The organism is Mucilaginibacter sp. UR6-1 (genome assembly GCF_020880975.1).
In the GTDB taxonomy this organism is placed as follows: Bacteria; Bacteroidota; Bacteroidia; order Sphingobacteriales; family Sphingobacteriaceae; genus Mucilaginibacter.
Map to the genome: position 1 here is coordinate 422,169 of NZ_JAJIWP010000002.1, position 20,650 is coordinate 442,818.

Annotated in this window: 21 protein-coding genes and 1 tRNA gene; 9 read left to right on the top strand and 13 right to left on the bottom strand. The window is 44.5% G+C overall.

Features of this window, described 5'->3' with window-relative positions; genetic code table 11:
- Positions 1 to 4 precede the first annotated feature (4 nt).
- Complete coding sequence (locus LJ707_RS07120) at positions 5 to 3,505, bottom strand: family 43 glycosylhydrolase (protein ID WP_228950120.1); 3,501 nt, start codon at positions 3,503 to 3,505, stop codon at positions 5 to 7.
- Between the two features lie 874 nt (positions 3,506 to 4,379).
- Here LJ707_RS07120 and LJ707_RS07125 point away from each other — a divergent pair.
- From LJ707_RS07125 to LJ707_RS07135, 3 genes are read left to right on the top strand one after another with little or no spacing between them, the layout of a single operon-like run.
- Complete coding sequence (locus tag LJ707_RS07125) at positions 4,380 to 6,614, top strand: cation-translocating P-type ATPase (RefSeq protein ID WP_228950121.1); 2,235 nt, start codon at positions 4,380 to 4,382, stop codon at positions 6,612 to 6,614.
- 20 nt (positions 6,615 to 6,634) lie between these two features.
- Positions 6,635 to 6,847, top strand: a complete 213-nt coding sequence (locus tag LJ707_RS07130) for a heavy-metal-associated domain-containing protein (protein ID WP_228950122.1) — start codon at positions 6,635 to 6,637, stop codon at positions 6,845 to 6,847.
- Between the two features lie 6 nt (positions 6,848 to 6,853).
- Complete coding sequence (locus tag LJ707_RS07135) at positions 6,854 to 7,408, top strand: AraC family transcriptional regulator (protein WP_228950123.1); 555 nt, start codon at positions 6,854 to 6,856, stop codon at positions 7,406 to 7,408.
- A 6-nt stretch (positions 7,409 to 7,414) separates the two neighbouring features.
- On the opposite strand, the gene LJ707_RS07140 is transcribed toward LJ707_RS07135, so the two are convergent.
- The 3 genes from LJ707_RS07140 to LJ707_RS07150 form a co-directional block, all read right to left on the bottom strand.
- Complete coding sequence (locus LJ707_RS07140; RefSeq protein WP_228950124.1) at positions 7,415 to 8,011, bottom strand: DUF4202 domain-containing protein; 597 nt, start codon at positions 8,009 to 8,011, stop codon at positions 7,415 to 7,417.
- Positions 8,012 to 8,062: 51 nt separating this feature from the next.
- Entirely contained in the window at positions 8,063 to 8,644 is a 582-nt protein-coding gene (locus LJ707_RS07145) for a TetR/AcrR family transcriptional regulator (RefSeq protein WP_228950125.1), read from the bottom strand.
- 95 nt (positions 8,645 to 8,739) lie between these two features.
- A complete protein-coding gene (locus tag LJ707_RS07150) occupies positions 8,740 to 9,489 on the bottom strand; it encodes an SDR family NAD(P)-dependent oxidoreductase (protein WP_228950126.1) in 750 nt (249 codons plus the stop codon).
- 213 nt (positions 9,490 to 9,702) lie between these two features.
- Between LJ707_RS07150 and LJ707_RS07155 the strand changes: the two genes are divergently transcribed.
- The gene (locus tag LJ707_RS07155; protein ID WP_228950127.1) at positions 9,703 to 10,788 is read left to right on the top strand and encodes a hypothetical protein; all 1,086 of its coding nucleotides are present in this window, start codon (positions 9,703 to 9,705) and stop codon (positions 10,786 to 10,788) included.
- A gap of 327 nt (positions 10,789 to 11,115) precedes the next feature.
- On the opposite strand, the gene LJ707_RS07160 is transcribed toward LJ707_RS07155, so the two are convergent.
- The 6 genes from LJ707_RS07160 to LJ707_RS07185 form a co-directional block, all read right to left on the bottom strand.
- Positions 11,116 to 11,188 (bottom strand) — tRNA-Phe (locus LJ707_RS07160).
- Between the two features lie 111 nt (positions 11,189 to 11,299).
- Positions 11,300 to 12,280 (bottom strand): type I phosphomannose isomerase catalytic subunit, encoded by a 981-nt coding sequence (locus tag LJ707_RS07165; protein ID WP_228950128.1) that lies wholly within the window; start codon positions 12,278 to 12,280, stop codon positions 11,300 to 11,302.
- A 16-nt stretch (positions 12,281 to 12,296) separates the two neighbouring features.
- Entirely contained in the window at positions 12,297 to 12,641 is a 345-nt protein-coding gene (locus LJ707_RS07170; protein WP_228950129.1) for a DUF86 domain-containing protein, read from the bottom strand.
- Positions 12,634 to 12,885, bottom strand: a complete 252-nt coding sequence (locus tag LJ707_RS07175; protein WP_228950130.1) for a nucleotidyltransferase family protein — start codon at positions 12,883 to 12,885, stop codon at positions 12,634 to 12,636. Before LJ707_RS07175 ends, LJ707_RS07170 begins: the two co-directional genes overlap by 8 nt.
- 119 nt (positions 12,886 to 13,004) lie before the next feature.
- Positions 13,005 to 13,472, bottom strand: coding sequence for a hypothetical protein (locus LJ707_RS07180; RefSeq protein ID WP_228950131.1), 468 nt, complete (start codon positions 13,470 to 13,472; stop codon positions 13,005 to 13,007).
- Between the two features lie 83 nt (positions 13,473 to 13,555).
- The gene (locus tag LJ707_RS07185) at positions 13,556 to 14,785 is read right to left on the bottom strand and encodes an NADP-dependent isocitrate dehydrogenase (protein ID WP_228950132.1); all 1,230 of its coding nucleotides are present in this window, start codon (positions 14,783 to 14,785) and stop codon (positions 13,556 to 13,558) included.
- A 194-nt stretch (positions 14,786 to 14,979) separates the two neighbouring features.
- Here LJ707_RS07185 and LJ707_RS07190 point away from each other — a divergent pair, with 194 nt between their 5' ends.
- Together LJ707_RS07190 and LJ707_RS07195 are read left to right on the top strand one after the other, a co-directional pair.
- On the top strand, positions 14,980 to 15,693 hold the full coding sequence (locus LJ707_RS07190; protein WP_228950133.1) for a hypothetical protein: 714 nt from the start codon (positions 14,980 to 14,982) through the stop codon (positions 15,691 to 15,693).
- Between the two features lie 64 nt (positions 15,694 to 15,757).
- On the top strand, positions 15,758 to 16,219 hold the full coding sequence (locus LJ707_RS07195; RefSeq protein WP_228950134.1) for a hypothetical protein: 462 nt from the start codon (positions 15,758 to 15,760) through the stop codon (positions 16,217 to 16,219).
- Positions 16,220 to 16,421: 202 nt separating this feature from the next.
- Here LJ707_RS07195 and LJ707_RS07200 read toward each other — a convergent pair whose 3' ends face one another.
- The 3 genes from LJ707_RS07200 to LJ707_RS07210 all read right to left on the bottom strand — a co-directional run bounded on the left by LJ707_RS07200 (position 16,422) and on the right by LJ707_RS07210 (position 19,227).
- Positions 16,422 to 18,257 carry a DNA polymerase III subunit gamma/tau gene (locus tag LJ707_RS07200; RefSeq protein ID WP_228950135.1) on the bottom strand — a complete coding sequence of 612 codons (1,836 nt, stop codon included), beginning with the start codon at positions 18,255 to 18,257 and terminating at the stop codon, positions 16,422 to 16,424.
- 258 nt (positions 18,258 to 18,515) lie between these two features.
- Positions 18,516 to 18,911: a DUF1801 domain-containing protein gene (locus tag LJ707_RS07205; protein ID WP_228950136.1), complete on the bottom strand. Its 396-nt coding sequence runs from the start codon at positions 18,909 to 18,911 to the stop codon at positions 18,516 to 18,518.
- 73 nt (positions 18,912 to 18,984) lie between these two features.
- Positions 18,985 to 19,227: a hypothetical protein gene (locus LJ707_RS07210; RefSeq protein WP_228950137.1), complete on the bottom strand. Its 243-nt coding sequence runs from the start codon at positions 19,225 to 19,227 to the stop codon at positions 18,985 to 18,987.
- 212 nt (positions 19,228 to 19,439) lie between these two features.
- Between LJ707_RS07210 and rpsF the strand changes: the two genes are divergently transcribed.
- From rpsF to rplI, 3 genes are read left to right on the top strand one after another with little or no spacing between them, the layout of a single operon-like run.
- On the top strand, positions 19,440 to 19,805 hold the full coding sequence (gene rpsF, locus LJ707_RS07215) for a 30S ribosomal protein S6 (protein ID WP_228950138.1): 366 nt from the start codon (positions 19,440 to 19,442) through the stop codon (positions 19,803 to 19,805).
- Positions 19,805 to 20,068 (top strand): 30S ribosomal protein S18, encoded by a 264-nt coding sequence (gene rpsR, locus LJ707_RS07220; protein WP_067054791.1) that lies wholly within the window; start codon positions 19,805 to 19,807, stop codon positions 20,066 to 20,068. Before rpsF ends, rpsR begins: the two co-directional genes overlap by 1 nt.
- 15 nt (positions 20,069 to 20,083) lie before the next feature.
- Entirely contained in the window at positions 20,084 to 20,527 is a 444-nt protein-coding gene (rplI, locus tag LJ707_RS07225) for a 50S ribosomal protein L9 (protein ID WP_228950139.1), read from the top strand.
- The last annotated feature ends 123 nt before the right edge of the window (positions 20,528 to 20,650 follow it).

The following is a 20,650-nucleotide window of genomic DNA, read 5'->3' on the forward strand; positions in this document are numbered from 1 at the left end:
GGGTTTACCTGGCAGTTGTTGTTTTAGGCTGTACCAGTTTAAAATATTTAAACCTGCCATAAGCGCTGCGCCCGCCGTAAATGGCCTGATATAAGCCGATCTGTAACGATTTGCCATCCAGGTCAGTACGTAGTATCGGGCTGCCGGGCAGGTTATTCCAATGCTTGCCATCATTACTGCCACGCAGGTAAAACAGGCTGCCGCTGCGCTGTATCTGCAAGTACGGGTAAAAATTAAACCCCGACTGGTTGTTGCTTTGCATACGGTTACCGTTTTGCAGGTTGGTAACCAGGTTGCCTACACTCCATGCGGTAAAAATGCCGTTCTGTACCAGTTCGTCGGTTTTGCCTGAGCTATCTGCAACAAGCCTAACCATTAAACCCGCTTCGTTTGATCCGGACACTTTCTTCTCAGTCAGGCCGCTTACATCAGTAACCTGAGTTTCGGCAACAAAATCGCCTTGTAGGGTTTTGTATAAAAAAGGGCCATTGGGTTTGTTTCCATCCCATTTTGAGTCGGTTGATGATAGCAGTAAGCCGTTGGTGTCAACAGTTATTTTATCAGCCGTTTGCTGTGTGCCTTTGCCGATGATGCCATCCCAAATGCTACCTTTTGTTCCGGTGTTTAAATAGCTATGTGGCTTGTTGAAATCATCGTGCAGCGTAACAAAATTTTTGGCTGACGTATTTACGTTGAATGCTTTAGTGCTTGCGGATATATTACCCGAAGCATCGCGCGTTTTTAAGGTATAACTGTAACCGGTATTAGGCTGCAGGCCATCGTTCACAAAATAAGGTTCATCTGTCCATCCGCTTGAGCGCCCACCGGCATGGCCCGATGTTTCGGTAAAATAATATTGCCTGCCGCTATTAACTGTTGTGTCCGCTTGCATGGCAATCATGTCCGCGCTTAGCGCTGTCGGAGCTTGATCCATCATTGGTGCTTTAGATGATATTTTTAGTTTATTCTGCCATGCTGCGGTGAGCGATTGTAGTCCGCTATCACCCAATGTTTCGTTGATTATGATCAACCCGGCAATACTGTTAACAGCTACACGCTTTCCGTTTATATCGATAATGGATGGGATGGCATACCCACCGTTATTTTTAATAATCAGAGAACCGGCGTTTACTTCCTCGCCATCTAAAAGCGTTTTAGTGCTGTTGCCGTTTACCGCTGTAGCTAAGTAATGCCAACCTTTTACACCGTTTATTTGCGCAAATATTGCCATGCCCAGCGTATAGTTTTGTAATGGAACGCTGCTATTTATACTGATATTTTTGATATTTGAAACCGTCATCCGCCCGGCTTCATCCTTAATTTCGGTGTTGTCTTCGCCTGAAAATTGCCCGCCCGAGGCGCCTTCATTTACCCACATATTAAGCCTGCCATAATTAAGCTTGGACGCGTCAAAATAATAACCGATGTTCTCTTTTTTGTTAGCGGATGCCAGAACCGTTATCGCCGAATCCGTAAGTGCATAGTCATACACCTGCAAGGCCGATATCGCCCCGCTAAACCCGGCACGGCCATCATCCAACCCGCCAATCAGCATGTTTTTGGCCGGGCGTAAAAAAAGCATCTTGCCTTCGCTGTTATCCGGCTTGCCGTCAATAAATGTCTTTTCCACGCTGCCATCAAACGTAACGGCCATGTGGTGCCATTTTGCCGCCTCGGGTACGTTGGTGTAAGCGATATCGCCCCAGCCCCAATGCTGTACCGCGCCAAAATCCTTACTGCTGCCGTAGCCAAAAATAGCGTTGCGCAGGTCGTAATCGCCGTTGGTCCAGGTGAGGTAAGGTTCTTCCGGCTGGATAGCAGGGTTATAGATCCATGCCGATACGGTATAGCTGCTATTGCCGGTTAATGACAAGGGCACTTCAAAATCAGATGCCAGCCTTTCTATGCCGGTAAATACCAGTGCTTTGCGCCCGGCTACCATGTCTGCTACCGGCGCGTTGCTTCCCGCAGTAAAGTTTCCGCCTTGTTTGCCGTGGTTTGTCCACTGTTTAACAGCTTCGCCCGGCATCAGTTTATCAGCAGTCAGATCTACTACTAAACCATGATGTTGCACATCGGGCTGTTTGGCTGAGGCTGCGATGTCGCTTTCAGGCAGATCAAGATCAGCACCATAAACCTTAACATTCCATATTGCTTTGTACAGGCCGGGGTATTCGGTGTTATTGATGGTGATCCTTATATAACGGGCTTTAACGTTTGCTTTATCAACCATCGGGCTGCCATGCTGCAGGTTGTCGGTTCTGTCGGCAAAGGTTTGCCACTGTTTGCCATCGGCCGAATATTCTATTAAATATTGGTAATACCAGGTAGGATATTCAAACTGCGTAAGAATGGTTTTTACGGTTTGTGTTTTACACAGGTCAACCTGCAGCCAGGCAGGGGATTGGTTATCGCCCGATTTCCAAAGGGTGCCATTGTTATTATCCAGGGCAAATTCCGGCTTAAAATCATCGCTGTAATATGAGGAGGCCGTAACCGGTTTTTGATATGCCAGATCAGCAGCGGTGATTGTATTCTTGGCCAATAAACCAATGCCAATATGAGTGGGTATTACTTTTTCAATATTGCCATCTTTATCAAAAACCAATTTATCGGCACATACCTGCCGGTGAAAACCGCCGCCCGAATGCGGGTTGTTATGCCGGTGATAAACGATGTAATACTCGCCCTTAATCTCAATCACCGATTGATGGCCCGGGCCGTGTACCGTACCATCGGCATTGGTGGTAAGTATAGGGTTGTTTTTACCGTAGGTGAATGGCCCCATCGGGCCTTTGTTACTCATTACATATTGCACGCGGTAAGTTTCGTTTTCGCAATAGCCCGATGAATAGGTGAGGTAATAAATTCCCTTACGTTTAAACATGAACGGTGCCTCAAAAAAATCTTTGGCGATGGTATTAGGTATCTTATCCAGCGCCGAAAAAGTTTTCATATCGGCATTAAGCCTGCCAACGCCCACGCCGCTGTTGGGGTATATGCCCCAGGTGCCCCAATGCATGTAAAACTGCCCGTCGTCATCTCTAAAGGTTTGCCCGTCAAGCGTGATCACATTGGGTATCATTAAGTTGGTTACGATGGGTTTATTGTCTGCGTTCAATGGTGTCCAGGGGCCTATAGGGGTGTTACTCCATGCGCCGAAAATTTCAACCGGCTGGCAATAGTACATGTAGTATTTACCATCGTTACCCAAAGTAACATCGGGCGCCCAGATGAACTTAGTGGTAGGCCAGTTCATATCGTGCATGGTCCAGTTCACAAAATCCTTTGATGTCCATACCTGCGATGGGCCGTGTCCGCCGCCATTGCCATCGGTAGTGGCGTAAATGTAGTAGGTGTCGCCAAATTTTTTCACTGTAGGGTCGGCAAAGTAGCCGGGGATGATGGGGTTGCCATTACCGGGCTTCTGGGCGGCATTGGGCTGTGCAAATAATGGATAACCAAACAACATCATTATCAGCAACAGGCAGGCATTACGCGGCATATATAATCAAGCTAAGTTTAAACCGACCAATGTAGTTAACCTTGTAGGTTGTTTTTTAACTGAAATTAGCTGTTAGTTACCGTTAATTAACCTCAGCCCATCCCTCTCCAAAGGAGAGGGAGTGTGCGCTTTAACAACAATCATGTCATTTCTCCTTGCACAACCCCTCCTAAATCCTCCCGAGGGGAAAACAGGAGGACTTCTACAAAACTTTAAATATAGAAAAGGAGCGTAGGCCTGCCGGGAAACCGGGCCAAGGAGTATGGCCTGTGCGGATGAAGGTTTTTTCCGGCTTGATGTTTGGTTACTTTCGCACCAAGGGAATTAACTGGCCTCTGCGGCCAAGAGCAGACTGACGATGGTTAAAGCATAAATCCATCATAAAGCATAGCATCTTCACTACCTGTCCTCAATTTCTTTTGAGCGATCAAAAGAAACAAAACTCGCCGGCTACGCCCTGCCCGGTGAAAGTTTGTGCTTTGGCAGGGTTTGTGCTGCTCCGGGCATTTCTGATGCCGGTAATAGAGGTTATTTAAGGTTGTGCTTTTGCTTTGTGGAGCTAAATCAATTCCCTCCTTGTGGAGGGTAGGGAGGGGTTTCACCGAATTTTAATTTCTACTTACTTCGCTCTAAAAATTTATGTCATTTCGAGCGCCAGCGAGAAATCTGTACGCATTCAGTAGCAAAGCGACAGATTTCTCCTCGTACCTCGTTCGAAATGACAAGAGTTATAAAGCCATTATCAAAGTCCTCCCCCTGGGGGAGGACTTAGGAGGGGTTGAGGGGTTCAATATTCTATAAATCTTTTACATAATGATGTAAGAGATGAGCACCTTGCTATAGGTAAATTTGTAATGTAAATTAAAGGATCATTATGGCGGCACATAGTTTAAAAACAGAAACCTTCCCGGTAACGGGCATGAGCTGTGCGGCCTGTGCAAACAGTGTTGAAAGTATGGTGGCAGCGCAGGATGGGGTTAAGGAAGCTGCCGTAAATTATGCCGCCCAAACACTCCGGGTTACTTATAACGATGTTGACGTAGATCCTCTTGCCATGCAAAAGGCGGTTCAGTCCATAGGGTATGACCTGATAGTAGATACCGAGAACGCCAGCGAAAAGCAGGCCGAAGCGCAGCAGGGTCATTATAAAAAGCTAAAAAATAATTTTATTTACGCGGCTATACTAACCCTGCCCGTGGTAGTCATCGGTATGTTTTTGATGGATCTGCCGTATGCTAACTATATTATGCTGGCGCTTAGCGCGCCGGTGTTGTTTGTGGCAGGCCAAGGTTTTTTTGTGAACGCCGTTAAGCAGGCATCACACGGCAAGGCAAATATGGATACGCTGGTGGCCATGAGCACTGGCATCGCTTTTTTGTTCAGCCTGTTCAATACTTTTTACCCGCAATTTTGGCACAGGCAGGGGCTGCATCCGCATGTGTATTACGAGGCTGCTTCGGTGGTGATCGTTTTTATTATGCTGGGGAAATTGCTGGAAGAAAAAGCCAAATCCAACACCTCATCGGCCATAAAAAAACTAATGGGTTTGCAACCCAATACGGTTTTAGTGTTAAAGAATGGGGCAGAGGTTGTACAGCCGCTTGCCGAAGTAAATGTTGGCGACATCATCATCGTTAAACCCGGCGAAAAGGTAGCGGTGGATGGCACAGTGACCGAGGGCAACTCATTTGTTGATGAAAGCATGATCAGCGGTGAGCCTATACCGGTTGAAAAGCAAACGGGTGATAAAGTGCTGGCCGGTACCATCAATCAAAAGGGCAGCTTCCGTTTCAGGGCCGAAAAGGTTGGTGCCGATACCATGCTGGCCCACATCATTAAAATGGTGCAGGATGCCCAGGGCTCAAAAGCGCCCGTACAAAAACTGGTTGATAAAATCGCGGGCATATTTGTGCCCGTGGTAATTGTAATTGCCCTGATAAGTTTTGCCGTTTGGCTGATAGCGGGCGGACAGCATGCCTTAACCCACGGCTTAATGGCCTTGGTTACGGTACTGGTTATTGCCTGCCCCTGCGCGTTGGGCTTAGCCACGCCAACGGCCATTATGGTAGGTGTGGGCAAAGGTGCCGAAGAAGGTATTTTGATAAAGGATGCCGAAGCGCTTGAAATGGGCCACAAGGTAAATGCCATTGTATTTGATAAAACCGGAACCCTCACCATAGGCAAACCCGAGGTAAATGAGTTGTTATGGACTAACACCTCCACGCACAATGTATCAACCCTTAAAAGTATCTTTCTTAGCCTTGAGAAATACTCCGAGCATCCCTTGGCCGGGGCTATTGTGGTGTTTGATGACCTGAAAGAGGCTTTACCTGTAAGGCTTGAGGCTTTTGAAAGTATAATCGGTCGTGGCGTACAGGCTGCATATAATGGCGTAAATTATTACGCAGGCAGCCATAAGTTGATCGCCGAAAAGCATCTCAATATTCCGGCTGACCTGGGCGAGGCTACGGCCCGTTTTAAGGGTGAAGCAAAAACTATTATTTACTTTGCTGATGATAAGCAGGTACTGGCCATTGCCGCTATAAGCGATGCTATAAAGGATGGTTCGGCAGAGGCAGTACGGCAATTAATCCGTCAGGGCATAGAAGTATATATGCTTACCGGTGATAACCAGCAAACCGCCGCCGCCATTGCCCGGCAGGCCGGTATAAAACATTACCAGGCTGATGTATTGCCATCAGATAAAGCCGGTTTTATAAAACAATTACAGCAACAGGGTAAAGTAGTAGCTATGGCCGGCGATGGAATTAACGATAGCCAGGCGCTGGCGCAGGCTGATGTAAGCATAGCCATGGGTAAGGGTACTGATATAGCGATGGATGTAGCCAAAATAACCCTGGTTTCCTCTGATCTGCGACAGGTACCAAAGGCACTTCGCTTATCACGCTTAACAGTGAAAGCCATACGGCAAAACCTGTTTTGGGCGTTTATTTATAACCTGATAGGCATACCCGTTGCCGCGGGTTTATTGTATCCGGTTAACGGTTTTTTACTCAACCCCATGATAGCGGGTGCTGCCATGGCGCTGAGTTCGGTATCGGTAGTGAGCAATAGCCTGCGGTTAAAATTTTCAAAACTCTACATTTAATTTTGTTATTATTAACATATATGGAAACGTTAAAATTTAAAACCAACATAAAATGCGGTGGCTGTATAGCCGCTGTTACCCCGGCGCTTAACAGTTTAGAAGGTGTTAAAGACTGGCAGGTTGACGTAGCCTCGCCCGAAAAGGTGCTGACCATAAACAGCGACGATATGCTATCTGAACAAGCTATTATAGCCGCGCTTAAAGAAAAAGGCTACCAGGCCGAAGCAATCTGATCACCGATGGTGCTGTATATAAAAAATATGGTATGCGATCGTTGTATACTCGTGGTACGGCAGCAACTGGAAAGCCTGGGCTTTACGGTTGCGGATATTGACCTGGGTAGTGCTACGGTACAGCCCGAACCGGATGCCGCTGCCATTGCATCAGCATTAAAAGTATTGGGTTTTGAGCTGATAGATAATGAGAAGGATAAACTGGTTGAGCGTATCAAAAACCTGATCATCGAAAAGATACATCATAGCGATTTGGCGGAGCAGCAGATGAATTTTTCAACTTACTTATCAGAAAACCTGCATAAGGATTACGGGCAGCTAAGCCGCCAGTTTTCAGACGGTGAGGATACTACCATCGAGAAATTCATTATCCAGCAAAAAATTGAGAAGGTTAAAGAGCTGCTTGAATATGGCGAACTCAACCTTAACGAGATTGCCTGGAAAATGGGCTACAGCAGCAGCGCGCACCTTTCGGCACAGTTTAAAGCGGTTACGGGTTTAACGCCGAGCCAGTTTAAAAGCGATAGCAAAGGCAGGCGTAAGGCGTTGGATAAAATATAGTTCTACTTATTTGGTCATGCGGGTAAGCGCCTGCTTGATCAGCTCTAAGCCACCCTCGGAGTAATTTAATTTTAAAGCGAAACTGTGCCCGTGCGCGTCCATCTTTAAAAGAGATTTGTAAAGGATGTTTACCATCTTCTCCGGGTCACCCTCGTATTTTTTGCGGAAGTCTTCATACTGATACTCCAGGAAAACCAGGCAAAGCGCGTTCTCCATGGTTTGTACCTCGGCATCAACCTTAATACGTTTTTTCAGGATGATCTCGCTTACACGGGCAATCTGCTCATCGCTGTAACCGGCCTGCTGCATTAGCCGGGCGGTAACGGTAGCGTGATGCTGGGCAAGGTCTTTACGCCATTTCAGGTATGGTTCACGCCCTTCGGGATAGCTTTCGCGCGGCATTTCCCAGCGGCCAATGTGCTGGCTGCGCGATGCTAAAAGCAATTCCTCACCGGCATCGGGCTGTAGTTTTAATACCCAATCATACAATCGCAAAGCATACGCATACTCAACGGGATAGGTAGTGCCTTCCCATTCCAGCGTGCGCGGGTCGTGCATGTTGTACTCATCAAACAGCCTGAATGCTTCCTGTAGCTTGCTCATGGCTGCAAAATAACATGTTTTAGTTAAAGTAAAAAGATAAGGTATGTGAAATCAATCCAGAACGGATAAGGTGGTGTTGATCACATCGTCAAAAAACGCCTTATCGGTACTTGATTTTGCCAGCACTTGTATACCTTTTACGGCGTTGTATAAAAAACGGGCCAGCGCCCTTGCATCCTGTTTACTGGTGATTTCACCGTTTTCCTGCCCTTTTTTTATAGCGATATAAAAGCTTTCCTCGGTACGCTGCACGGTTTTGCAAACAATATCGCGCACCTCGGTATCATGCGGGGCAACTTCCACCTCGGCATTTACCATAAAACAGCCCTTTTGCTGGGCGTCACTTAAAAGCGCGGTAGCGGTGTATTCCAGCATCTGGCGTATAGCTTGTTTTGCGGGTATGGGGCTGTTGGCTATATCGCACATGTGGTTGCTGCCCGAGTTTTGGTAATGTTCAAGCGCCTTAATGTACAGCGTATGTTTATCGCCATAGGTATCGTACAGGCTTGAGCGGCTTATGCCCAGGGCATCCACCAAATCCTGCATGGATGTAGCATTGTAACCCTTATGCCAAAATGTGCATACGGCCTTCTTCAATACCTCTTCTTCATCAAAATCTTTACTTCGTGCCATAACTTAAAAAGCTTTGCCCTTTAGTGGGCAAAGCTAATTTATTTAATTTAAATGTTAACAGCCGCGCACATTTACATGTTTGCGACGGTTAATGTTTAGCGTACGCCGCCGCTCACTACCAGTATTTCGCCGGTTAACCAGCGTGAATCGTCAGATGCCAGGAACACGGCTACAGGGGCAATGTCATCCGGCTGACCGATACGGCCAAGCGGGGTGGTTTTTACTGATTCGTGGTGGAAATCACTGCCGATAACACCTGCGGTGTGTGTGCCTTCAGTTTCAACCATACCCGGGTTAATTGAGTTTACGCGAATGTTTTTAGGCCCAAGCTCTTTTGAATGCACCTTGGTAATGGCATCAACCGCGCTTTTTGTAGCGGTGTAAATTGAGCTGCCCGGAATGTTCAGGTTAGTTATTGTTGAGCCGATGTTGATAATGCTGCCACCATCCTCGCTAAAGTTTTTAACCGCGGCCTGGCTTGCAAGCAGTAAGCCTAAAACGTTGGTATTAAACTGGCGGTGATATTCGTTCTCGTCAAAATCTTCAATGGTGCCAAAACTGTATACACCGGCATTGTTTACCAGTATATCCAGGCGGCCATAAGCTTGTTTAGCTTCAGCAAACAAACGCTGTACATCGGCAGCCTTGGCTACGTCGCCTTGTACAGCTATGGCCTTGCCGCCGTTGCTTACAATTTCGGCAACTACTTTTTCAGCACCTTCTTTTGATGATGCGTAATTTACTACCACGGCGGCACCTGCTGCTGCCAGATCTTTAGCTATACCGGCACCTATACCTTTTGATGCTCCTGTTATTATCGCTACTTTGTTTTCTAACTTTTTCATTTTTGTGATCTTGTTGAATTATGTTTTTTGGAATAATCGTTCCGCAAATATATATTCAATTCGGAATGAATGTTCCATAATAATGTCATGTGATTTGAAGATGGCAATAGGATGACTATTAAGAAAAACAGAAGATAATAAAGCAAGCTATATGCAAGGCTTATAATAAAATCCTGTTCCGCAGGTTATTTATATACCGATGATCTTACACTTATGAAAGCCGGAATACTATTATTTATCATCATTATGCTTGCACCGGGCCTGTTATTCAGCCAGGATAAAAGCGTATGGACATCTTTTTGGAACAGTGATACCACGCTGAGAGGTTTTAAAGACGCAGCGGGCAAGGTAATGATCGCGCCAAAGTTCGCCCCGATCACATCGGCCAATAAATTCATCAATATAATAGCCGCAGTAGAAAAAAAGGGCGATAAATGGTTGTCTTATTATTTAACCAAATCAGGCAGAAAGGTTGGCCAGGATCAGCTTTATGTTTTTGATATTACTCCTGATTGCGAATGCGAAGGTTACATTCGTTTCAGGGATGCTGTAACGCATAAAGTAGGTATGTTTAACGGAAAGGGAGATATAGCTATACCTGCGGAATACAATAATCTAATGCCCGTTGCCAACGGACTGATCGTAGCCTTAAAAGGCGGAATCTTTGACGCAAGTAAAATAGACGAACATAACCAATACCCCTGGGTGGGCGGTAAAGAGGTGCTGATAGATACGCGGAATAAGCTGCTGATTAACGATTTTAAATATGATGCGGACATTAACTTTTATTCGCTTAAAGTATTAAAGCAACCAGGCAATGACCCGGGAAGGGATAATTTTAAAACCCTGACAGGCGAGTATTACTCGTTCATTAATTACGATAAGGAGTTTAAGGCATGGTTAAAAACCGCGCTGCTGGACGATCTCACTCCCGAACGTTTGCTTAAAGCGGCGTATATCAATGTAATGGTTAATATAAGCGCTGATGATAAGGAATGGAACCTCGATAAGGCCCGCTTTGTGGATGAATGGTTCAGCATCATTCGCCTCAAATTATTGGAATTGAATAAACCCGGAGTTGAATACCATATTTTTACCGAGGGGTTAAATCCATTCATCTACGATTACACATCAGCAGCGTTTGAAAAATACTTTGACAACTGCGGCTCCGCATTACATAACAAATACCCCGTTAAACAAGTGGTAATAACGCGCCACGTAAACGGAGAAATCAAACAAGATCATTTTGAATTTTTACGTACTGACAGCGGCTATAAGCTTATATCGGTGTCTTTATAGATTGTTATATATGTATGAATGCGGTTTTGTACGGTTTTATCAGCCCGCATTTAAATTGATTGCATTTTTAATACCCTGCTATAGCTGATCCCTATTACCACCAACTCGTCAGCAACGGCTCAGTATGCCAAATTGTACCTAAACCTTGTCGCTCATTATATTCAGCTTGCCCAAACCGACCGCATGTTAGTATTCGAGAAATTTTATAAGCCAAAGCGCTGTTAAAGCCGCCGCCGCGTGGGTAAAGCATATAGCGGACAGGTTGGTGAGGCGTGGTGGCCATAGGCGTAAAAAAAAGCCTCTCAGATTTCTCTGAGAGGCTTTTTGTGGTATCAGCTGGAATCGAACCAGCGACACAAGGATTTTCAGTCCTTTGCTCTACCAACTGAGCTATGATACCGCTCCCGTTTTTGGGTCTGCAAATGTAGCTTGTTTTTTTGTTTATGGAAACTTTTTTTGAAAAAACATTCGCAATACGGGTTAACTGCCTGTAATGCAGCTAAAATATTTTTTACGGAACGTAGCTCTCCAATATTTTAAAGCCACCTTCGGTAGTAATATCAATATGGTTAATGTTTTTTGGCAGTAATATGCTGTCGCCCATTTTAACATCAAGCGTGCCGCCATCATATTTGATGGTATACGCGCCCGCTACGCAAACGTGTATTACAAACGAATCAATACTGCTGTAATCGCGCGTGGTGCCCTCGGTAAAGTCAAGTACGCTGGTGGTGAAATACTGGCAGCTAACAGCTTCTATAGCCTCATTTTGCGTGTGCTCGTACGCTGTTTTGTATTCAGGGTAAAACTTGTAGTCAATAGCTGCTAAGGCTTCTTCAACGTGCAATTCGCGTTTGTTGCCTTTATCGTCAACACGGTCAAAGTCGTATATACGGTACGTAATGTCTGATGTTTGCTGAATTTCAGCGATCAGCAGGCCCGCGCCAATAGTGTGTACACGCCCGGCCGGTAAAAAGTAAATATCGCCCGCGGTAACATCCTCACGGTTCAGAATATCAGTAAGGTGGCCGCTGTTAAATTTTTCGAGATAAACCTGCTCGTTCACTTCCTGGTTAAAGCCCGTGATCAGCGTAGCACCCGGATCAGCCTCAATAACATACCACATTTCGGTTTTACCAAATGAGTTGTGGCGCTCCTTGGCCAGTTTATCGTCAGGGTGCACCTGTATAGATAAGTCCTCATTGGCATCAATAAACTTAACCAGCAGCGGGAAGGTATTGCCAAAGCGCTCGTACACTTTTTCGCCTACCAGTTCGCCTTTGTATTCTTCAAGCAAATCGGCTAATGAACGGCCTTCAAGCGTGCCATTGGCCACTACGGATACATCACTTTTAACGCCCGATATTTCCCAGGTTTCGCCGCAGTTTGGCAGGCTGCCAAAATCTTTATTTAAGTATGTTCTTATTTTCTGGCCGCCCCAAATTTTGTCTTTGTAGATGGTCTTGAATTTCAGAGGATATAATGCTGACATGGATAATGAATTTATATTACTTGTAATTATTTGATAATGTTATTATTTGAGCGATAAGATTAGCTAAATAATCTTGTTTTATAGACCATATTATGTTATAGTCAATGCCGAAATAATCATGCACAATCCGGTTGCGAAGACCTCTTATTTTGTGCCAGTCAATTTCGGGATTAGCGTCTCTAAAATCTTCAGGCAAGCGATTAGCAGCTTCACCAATTATTTCAAAATTTCTTACAACAGCATCGATAGTTTTACTATCGTTTATAAATTCTTCATAATTTAAAGATGCCGTGTAAGCAAATATCTTTTCAGCACTTTCCAGTATGTCTTCCAATAAAAGATTCGGCTGACGTTTAGACATAGATAATTTCAGGCTCGATTAGTTTGAGGTATTTTAGTTTTATACCACTTTTTGATACGAGGTCAATTTTGCGTTTCAGGCTATTTTCTAATTCATCTGCCAGTGTAATAAACTCAATCCCTATTGGTTTATTAAAATCCACGATAATGTCAATGTCACTTGAGTCGTTGAAATCATCACGTACAACAGAGCCAAATAAGCCAATGGAGTTGATTGGATATTTAGAAATCAGCTCGGGTTTCATAGCTGATAAGGTCGTTCTTATTAAATCAAGATAAGACATAAAGCAAAGATATAATTTATCTTAATAGGCTTGCGTTACTAATCAAGTTAATATCCATTATGCCCAACACATCAAATTTATTACCTCTTCTTAACAACCACAAAATAGCTGCTCTTTAACGAGTCGGTAAAATTTTGCTGGTTGTATTTAAAGGCCGTGGTTTCAAAGGAAGTGCAGCAATCTTTTTTTAACTCAATGTTTGCCGCGAATATGGTATCCTGATCGGTACTGTTAAGCTTTACAATTAAATTGGTTTGTCCGCCAAACGGGGTACTGAACCCTAATTTTATCCTGCTGGGGTTTTTGCCTGATCCTTTGGGTACGATGCCTACGATGCCATTGTTCAATTCCTTGATCCTGGTTGTATCATAATAATTGGGCGTTGCCGGGTTAAGCAAGTCGCGACCAATGGAATCTCTTAGCTCAAACACAATAGCCGGTGCAGGGGTAAAGCAGGCCACATTACCACAATTATTACGTACACAGCCTATGCCTGCAATAAGGGGGGCAAAAAGTGCGAACAAATGTTTTAAGCGTATAGGTTTCATGGTTTTAAATATAATTATAAAAATAAGCAGGCCGCAAATATTTAACATTTGCGGCCTGCTCAAATATAATTATTGTGCTGTAATTACTTACCCAATTTAGCTTTCAGGTTTTCGTCAATAGCAGCAAGGAATTCTTCGGTATACAGGTAATCAACACCATGCTCAACCTTGGCTTTAGCGGTAATGGCCAAATCCTTGGTCATTTTGCCACTCTCAACAGTTTCAATACAAACCTGCTCAAGGGTGTGGCAAAAATCAATCAGTTCCTGGTTGCCATCCAGCTTACCACGAAACTCCAAACCACGTGTCCACGCGAAGATAGACGCGATAGGGTTGGTTGATGTTGGCTTGCCGGCCTGGTGATCGCGGTAGTGGCGGGTTACGGTACCATGTGCAGCCTCAGCCTCCATGGTTTGGCCATCAGGGGTAACCAGGGTTGAAGTCATTAAACCTAACGAGCCAAAGCCTTGCGCTACGGTATCGCTTTGTACGTCGCCATCATAGTTTTTGCAAGCCCATACAAAGTTACCGTTCCATTTAAGGGCGGCGGCCACCATGTCGTCAATCAGGCGGTGCTCATAGGTAATACCGGCAGCGTCAAACTTCTCTTTATAATCGTTTTGATAGATCTCTTCAAAAATATCTTTAAAACGGCCATCATATTTTTTAAGGATGGTGTTTTTGGTTGACAGGTACAACGGCCAGCCTTTCATCAGCGCCTGGTTAAAACAAGCGTGCGCAAAGCCTTTTATTGATTCGTCGGTATTGTACATGGTAAGCGCCACACCATCACCTTTAAAGTTATATACTTCGTATGATTGTTCAGGGCTGCCATCCTCCGGGGTAAAAGTTACGGTAAGCTTGCCTTTGCCTTTAGCCAAAAAGTCGGTAGCGCGGTACTGATCGCCAAAAGCATGACGGCCAATGCAGATAGGGGCTGTCCAGTTAGGCACCAGGCGAGGTACATTGCTCATTACAATAGGTTCACGAAATACGGTACCGTCCAGTATGTTACGGATAGTGCCGTTTGGCGATTTCCACATTTGTTTCAGGCCAAACTCCTTAACGCGGGCCTCATCAGGTGTAATGGTAGCGCATTTAATACCAACACCATACTGTTTAATAGCGTTAGCGGCATCAATAGTAACCTGATCGTCGGTTTCATCACGGTACTCAATACCCAGGTCAAAGTATTTTATATCCAGATCCAGATACGGGAAAATCAGTTTATCCTTAATGAATTTCCAGATAATGCGGGTCATTTCATCGCCATCCAGTTCAACTACCGGGTTTTCTACTTTAATTTTTGACATAACTATCTGTTATTAGGTTTTTTTAAAGGTTTCAAATATATAAAATACCCATTATGATGTTCCAAATAAAAAACTATTTTGCCATGTAAAACAATCGGTTGCTATATAGTGCAAATACAGCTTTTTACCTTTAATAAAACTATATTCATTATTCTGCCGTTTAAGGAGGGACACTTTACCACAAAGCGCTATCTATGATTATAAAATTTACCAGACTGTTAATGCTAACGGCTATTGCTGCCATGGCAACCCTTACCGCCAAAGCGCAACTCGGGTTTAATTACAGCCAGCACGATCTGGGTATCGGCATCAGCAATAACCAGGTATTTGGCGATGCCGAAAAAACTACTTCAACCCTTTCGGGCAGTTTAAGTTATACCTACAACGCTACGCCCTTTGTAAATTATATAGTTGAGTTTCAGGCCGGCACTTTAAAAGGGGGCGATTCTGTTGAATACCGATCAGGCAGGCAGTTTAAAAACAACTTTATTGCCGGTACGCTACGTGCGCAGGTGCAGGCCGGCGAATTTATTGATTACTCATCGAGCGCGCTGATGGACGGGCTGAAAAACATTTACGGCTCAGTAGGGGTGGGTTTGGTTTCAAACCGTATTAAAGAGGTATCCCGCAACTCAAACACCATTCCGGGGTATTATACGCCCGGTAAGGATGAAAGCACGGAGTTCTACATCCCTTTAAAAATAGGTTATGAGTACAAAATATTTAATAGCTATAACGAGCCTTCTGTAAAAATTGACCTGGGTTACCAGGTAAACGTAATGACCGGTGAAAACCTCGACGGTTTTGATGCCGGATCGCGCAGGGATATATGGACACAGCTAACCCTTGCTGTAAAATTTTCTATCGGCAGCGTAACCTCCTATCGCAAACCGCTTACGCGCGACTAATGCTATTTGATTAAAACTTTGGCAGGGTTTTTAATGTTAGATATTTATATTAAAACTGAAACCTATGGACCCAAAAAATCAATATCCGGGCTTTAATGATGATGATAGTCCGGAAAACGACAATGATCTGCGTAGTGAAATAGATGCTGACAGTAACCGTGATGCAGATGTAAATAACTCAACAGATGTTGAGGACCTGAAATTTAATGAAGATGCGGGTAGCTTTGAGCTGGACGTAGATAGTGAAGACCCGGATTACGACCATCCCGATCCATACAATTCGGTTGCTAAAAATGGTGATGATTTTGATTCGACCTATGACGAAGCCAATCCTTATGCGGTTGATGAATATATACCGAATGAAAACCTGGAAACTGATGTTGATACTTTAGGTATGCACATTGATAGCGGCAAAATTACCGAGGTTGACCCGGTTGATGAAGCCATATCACGCACACCCGAAGATGACCGCGATGATCTTGACGAAGAGGGTTATCCGAAAAATGACGGGGAATATTTAAAGTAGGATACATTAAATATTGCAAAGAGCCGGAAGCAATGCCGGCTCTTTGTGGTTATAGACAGTCGTCATTGCGAGGTACGAAGCAATCTCTTTAAGACATTCGGAATTTGACCGGCTCAAAGAGATTGCTTCGTACCTCGCAATGACGGATGAATTTTAATATAATTTCAGCTTCCTCTCCTTTAGGAGAGGGCTGGGGTGAGGATCAATCTATCTCCAGGTTCAACTTATTTTTCAACTCCACCAATTGCGGGTTTTTGGCGGCCATATACTGAAATATTTCCTTGGCACCATAAGGTTTGCGATTGGCCTGTACTTCATCAATACGGGTAATAATATCCAGATCAAAGTTTTTGAGGTTGCTGCGCAGATAGTTCAGCAAAAAGGGCCGTTCATCACGCAGAGATGCTTCCTGTACCTTGGTTTCAATCACTATCTCATACAAAACGGGGTTCATCATCACCGGCTTACCGGTAAATATGGTTGAGAGTATCTTTTTACCTTCGGATTTTACACGCTCGCCATACAGGTTCCAATAGTGTACAAATTGGTCGGGGGTAAATGCCTCCTTGTCCTCACCCTTTAAATAAGGGTCCTCCTCCTCAACAGCCACGTCATCAAGCGCGCTCAAATTACTAAGCGATGGTATTTTGATAGAGGTGGATGGTGAATGCAGGTTGGGGATAAAAACCTTCGGCTTATCTACCGGCGGGGCTAATGCAGGGTTAGCTTGTGCTACAGGCTGAACAGGCTCCGGCCGGGGTGCCGAAACCGGCGCAGCAACAGGTGCCTGTGTTTTAACAGTATTATAACTAACCGGATTTTCGCTCACAACCGGTAGCGGGTTAACTTCAGTGGGTTTAACTACCGGTGGGGCGGTTATTGCTGGGGTATCAGGTTTTTTTTTTACCTCCCCTTCGGGCAGTGATGTATTGGCGGCGTTGAACAGGGCGGGTAAATGGCACATTTTAAGTAGTGCCAGCTCAACCTGCAGGCGCTGGTTTTTGCTCAGTTTATAGCTCAAATCGCACTGGTTGGCAATATTTAAGGCCGATAGCAGAAATGACACCGGTGCCGCCTGCGATTGCTGCAAATAACGGTTGCGGATATTTTCGCTTACCTCAAGCAGTTTTAAGGTCGAAGCATCCTTGCCTACCAATAGGTTACGCAAATGTTCTGAAAGGCCTGATATAAAGTGCGCGCCATCAAAACCTTTGCTTAATATCTCATCAAACAGCAGCAGCGTTTTGGCACTGTCGCCGGCCAGCAGGCTGTCGGTAACGTTAAAGTAGTAATCATAATCAAGTATGTTCAGGTTATTGATCACCGACGAATAGGTAACGTTGGCGCCTGAAAAACTTACGATCTGATCGAACATGGAAAGCGCGTCGCGCAAGCCGCCATCAGCCTTTTGGGCGATGATGTGCAAGCCGTCGGGCTCATAGTTCACCCTTTCCTTTTGGGCTATTGATGCCAGGTGCGATGCCATATCCTCCACACGGATGCGGTTAAAATCAAATATCTGGCAGCGCGAAAGGATGGTAGGCAGTATTTTATGCTTCTCGGTAGTGGCTAATATAAATATGGCGTAATTAGGTGGTTCCTCCAGCGTTTTCAGGAAGGCGTTAAATGCCGCCTGAGATAGCATGTGCACCTCATCAATAATATATACCTTATAACGGGCTGCCTGTGGCGGTATACGCACCTGGTCTATCAGGCTGCGAATATCATCAACCGAGTTGTTTGATGCTGCATCGAGCTCGTGGATGTTGAATGAATTACCGTTCATGAACGAGCGGCACGAATCGCAGGTGCCACAAGCCTCGCCATTGGGCTGTAAATTCTGGCAGTTAATGGTTTTTGCCAGTATACGCGCGCAGGTTGTTTTGCCCACACCACGTGGCCCGCAAAACAAAAATGCCTGCGCCAGTTGGTTGTTCTTAATAGCGTTTTTGAGGGTGTTGGTTATATGTTGCTGGCCAACAACGGTTTCAAAAGTAGCCGGGCGGTATTTGCGTGCCGAAACTATAAAATTCTCCACAGGCATAAAGGTAGCTAAAAACTTTGGTAACGATAAACAGGTGTTGGTAAAATTAGCGGTGCTATAAACCTCACCCCGGCCCTCTCCTAAAGGAGGGGGAGCTGAAAATTAATAAATCTGTCATTCCGAACGTGGTACGAGGAGGAATCTGCCTGCGTTCATAACCAAGCGACGGATTTCTCGCTATCGCTCGAAATGACAGAATAAATATTGTTAGGCGGTTTGCTATCTCTCCTGCAGGATAGGGCTGGGGTGAGGTTACTTTAATCTTTCCAAAACGCCCCTGCGTTTTACAATATTTTTATAGTCCCACTGTATATCGCGAGCCTTGGTAAGCCAACGTTGCAATGTTTGGCCATCTATTTGCGCTGCCGATGTATACCGCGCTTCGGCGGCTTTGAATTTGCCCTCGTTTTGCAGGCCGGATTCCTCAAACGTCTGTCCGCTCCAAAACAGCAGGCGAACATTACCTTTAAGTTTGCTGTAACCGGCCACCGGGTTGCCATCTAAAAACCAAACAGGATGCGCGTGCCATATCTTTGATTCGGCCTCGGGCAGTCCGGATGCAATGGCATTGGCCAGCAGGTTGCATATCTCCTGATCGGCGGGTGTTTGCTGGTTGTTGTAGTCCTGTACTTCTTGCGTAATAGCCATTTGCTTTTAGGTTTAATAAGGTAGTAAATTTACCCATACATCCCATAAAAGCAAATGGCTGATTTAAAAGTGTTTATTGCAAATCGTCATCAGGCAGGTGGTCATCATCATCTTCGTCTATCTCGTCCCAGTCGTTTTCCTGGCGTATGCGGTGCAGGTCGTTCCCGGTGCCCATCAGGTCATCAAATTCCTCATCATCTTCATCGTCCCAATCGCCTTCGAGGTCATCATCTTCGCCGGGAGTAAATAATATGGTATTTATGATGATGCCTGTGTTTTTTAATTGGGTATCGTTATTATATAATTGTGTTTGCATGGCTTAAATTCTGTATCACAAACATGCAAAATTGCCGCCTTATATTTAATAGCATATCAATACTTTGAGCCTTCTTTTTACTTTGCAATAACTTTTAAATATGTGCGAACGATGTTTGAGTACAATAACTCATTGAATATTTGACCAATTGAAAAAAACTTATTACTTTTGCAGCCCCGTTAATAGCGGGTAAATAACAAATTAACAAACAAATGCAACAGTACGAAACCGTAGTAATTCTTACCCCGTTGCTGTCAGAAGAAGTAGCGAAAGAGGCAATTGCCAAATTCACTAAGATCTTAACCGACGGCGGAGCCGAAATTGTCCAGGAGGATAATTGGGGTTTGAAAAAATTAGCGTACCCTATTCAAAAGAAAACAACAGGGTATTATCACTTAACTGAATACAAGGCTCCGGGTGATTTAATCAACAAATTGGAAATTGAATTCAGACGTGATGAGCGCGTTATGCGTTTCCTGACCATTGCATTGGACAAACACGCCATTGCTTACAACGAGAAGAAACGTAGCGGTGCTTTCAACCAAAAGAAAACTAAAACAGAGGAGGCAGCAGGCTAATGGCAAACGATCAGATTAAATACGTTACCGCTCCAAAAGTGGAGGATAACCGTAAAAAATACTGCCGTTTTAAAAAGAACGGTATCAAGTATATCGATTACAAGGATGCTAACTTCCTTTTAAAGTTTATTAACGATCAGGGTAAAGTATTACCTCGCCGTTTAACAGGTACTTCATTAAAGTTTCAGCGTAAAGTAGCCCAGGCTGTTAAGCGTGCACGCCACATCGGTTTGTTACCTTACGTTACAGATTCATTAAAATAATCAGGAGGTAGAGTAATGGAACTTATTTTAAAACAAGATGTAAAAAACCTTGGCGATAAAGACGACGTAGTAAGCGTTAAGCCGGGTTATGGCCGTAACTACCTTATCCCTAAGGGTTATGCTATATTAGCAACTGTATCTGCACGTAAGGTTTTAGCTGAAAACCTGAAGCAAGCTCAGTTCAAACAAGAAAAAATACGTAAAGATGCTGACGCTATCGCCGCTAAACTGGAAGGTGTAAAACTTACCATTGGCGCTAAAGCCGGCGAAACCGGTAAAATTTTCGGTGCTATCAACACTATCCAGATTGCTGATGCATTGAAAAAAGAAGGTTTTGAGGTTGACCGTCGTCGCATCACTTTCGATCAGGAACCAAAAGTAATTGGCGAGTATGTTGCCAACGTTAACCTGCACAAAGAGGTTAAGGTAAAAGTTCCTTTCGAGGTTGTAGCTGAGTAATTGAATTTCGGAATCCGGAGTTTCGATTTCGGATTTTGATACCTGATATTGGCTATAGAAGAATCAACAATATTTCGAAATCGAAAATTCGAACTTCGAAATTAAAATAAAAGGGTGTTTGGT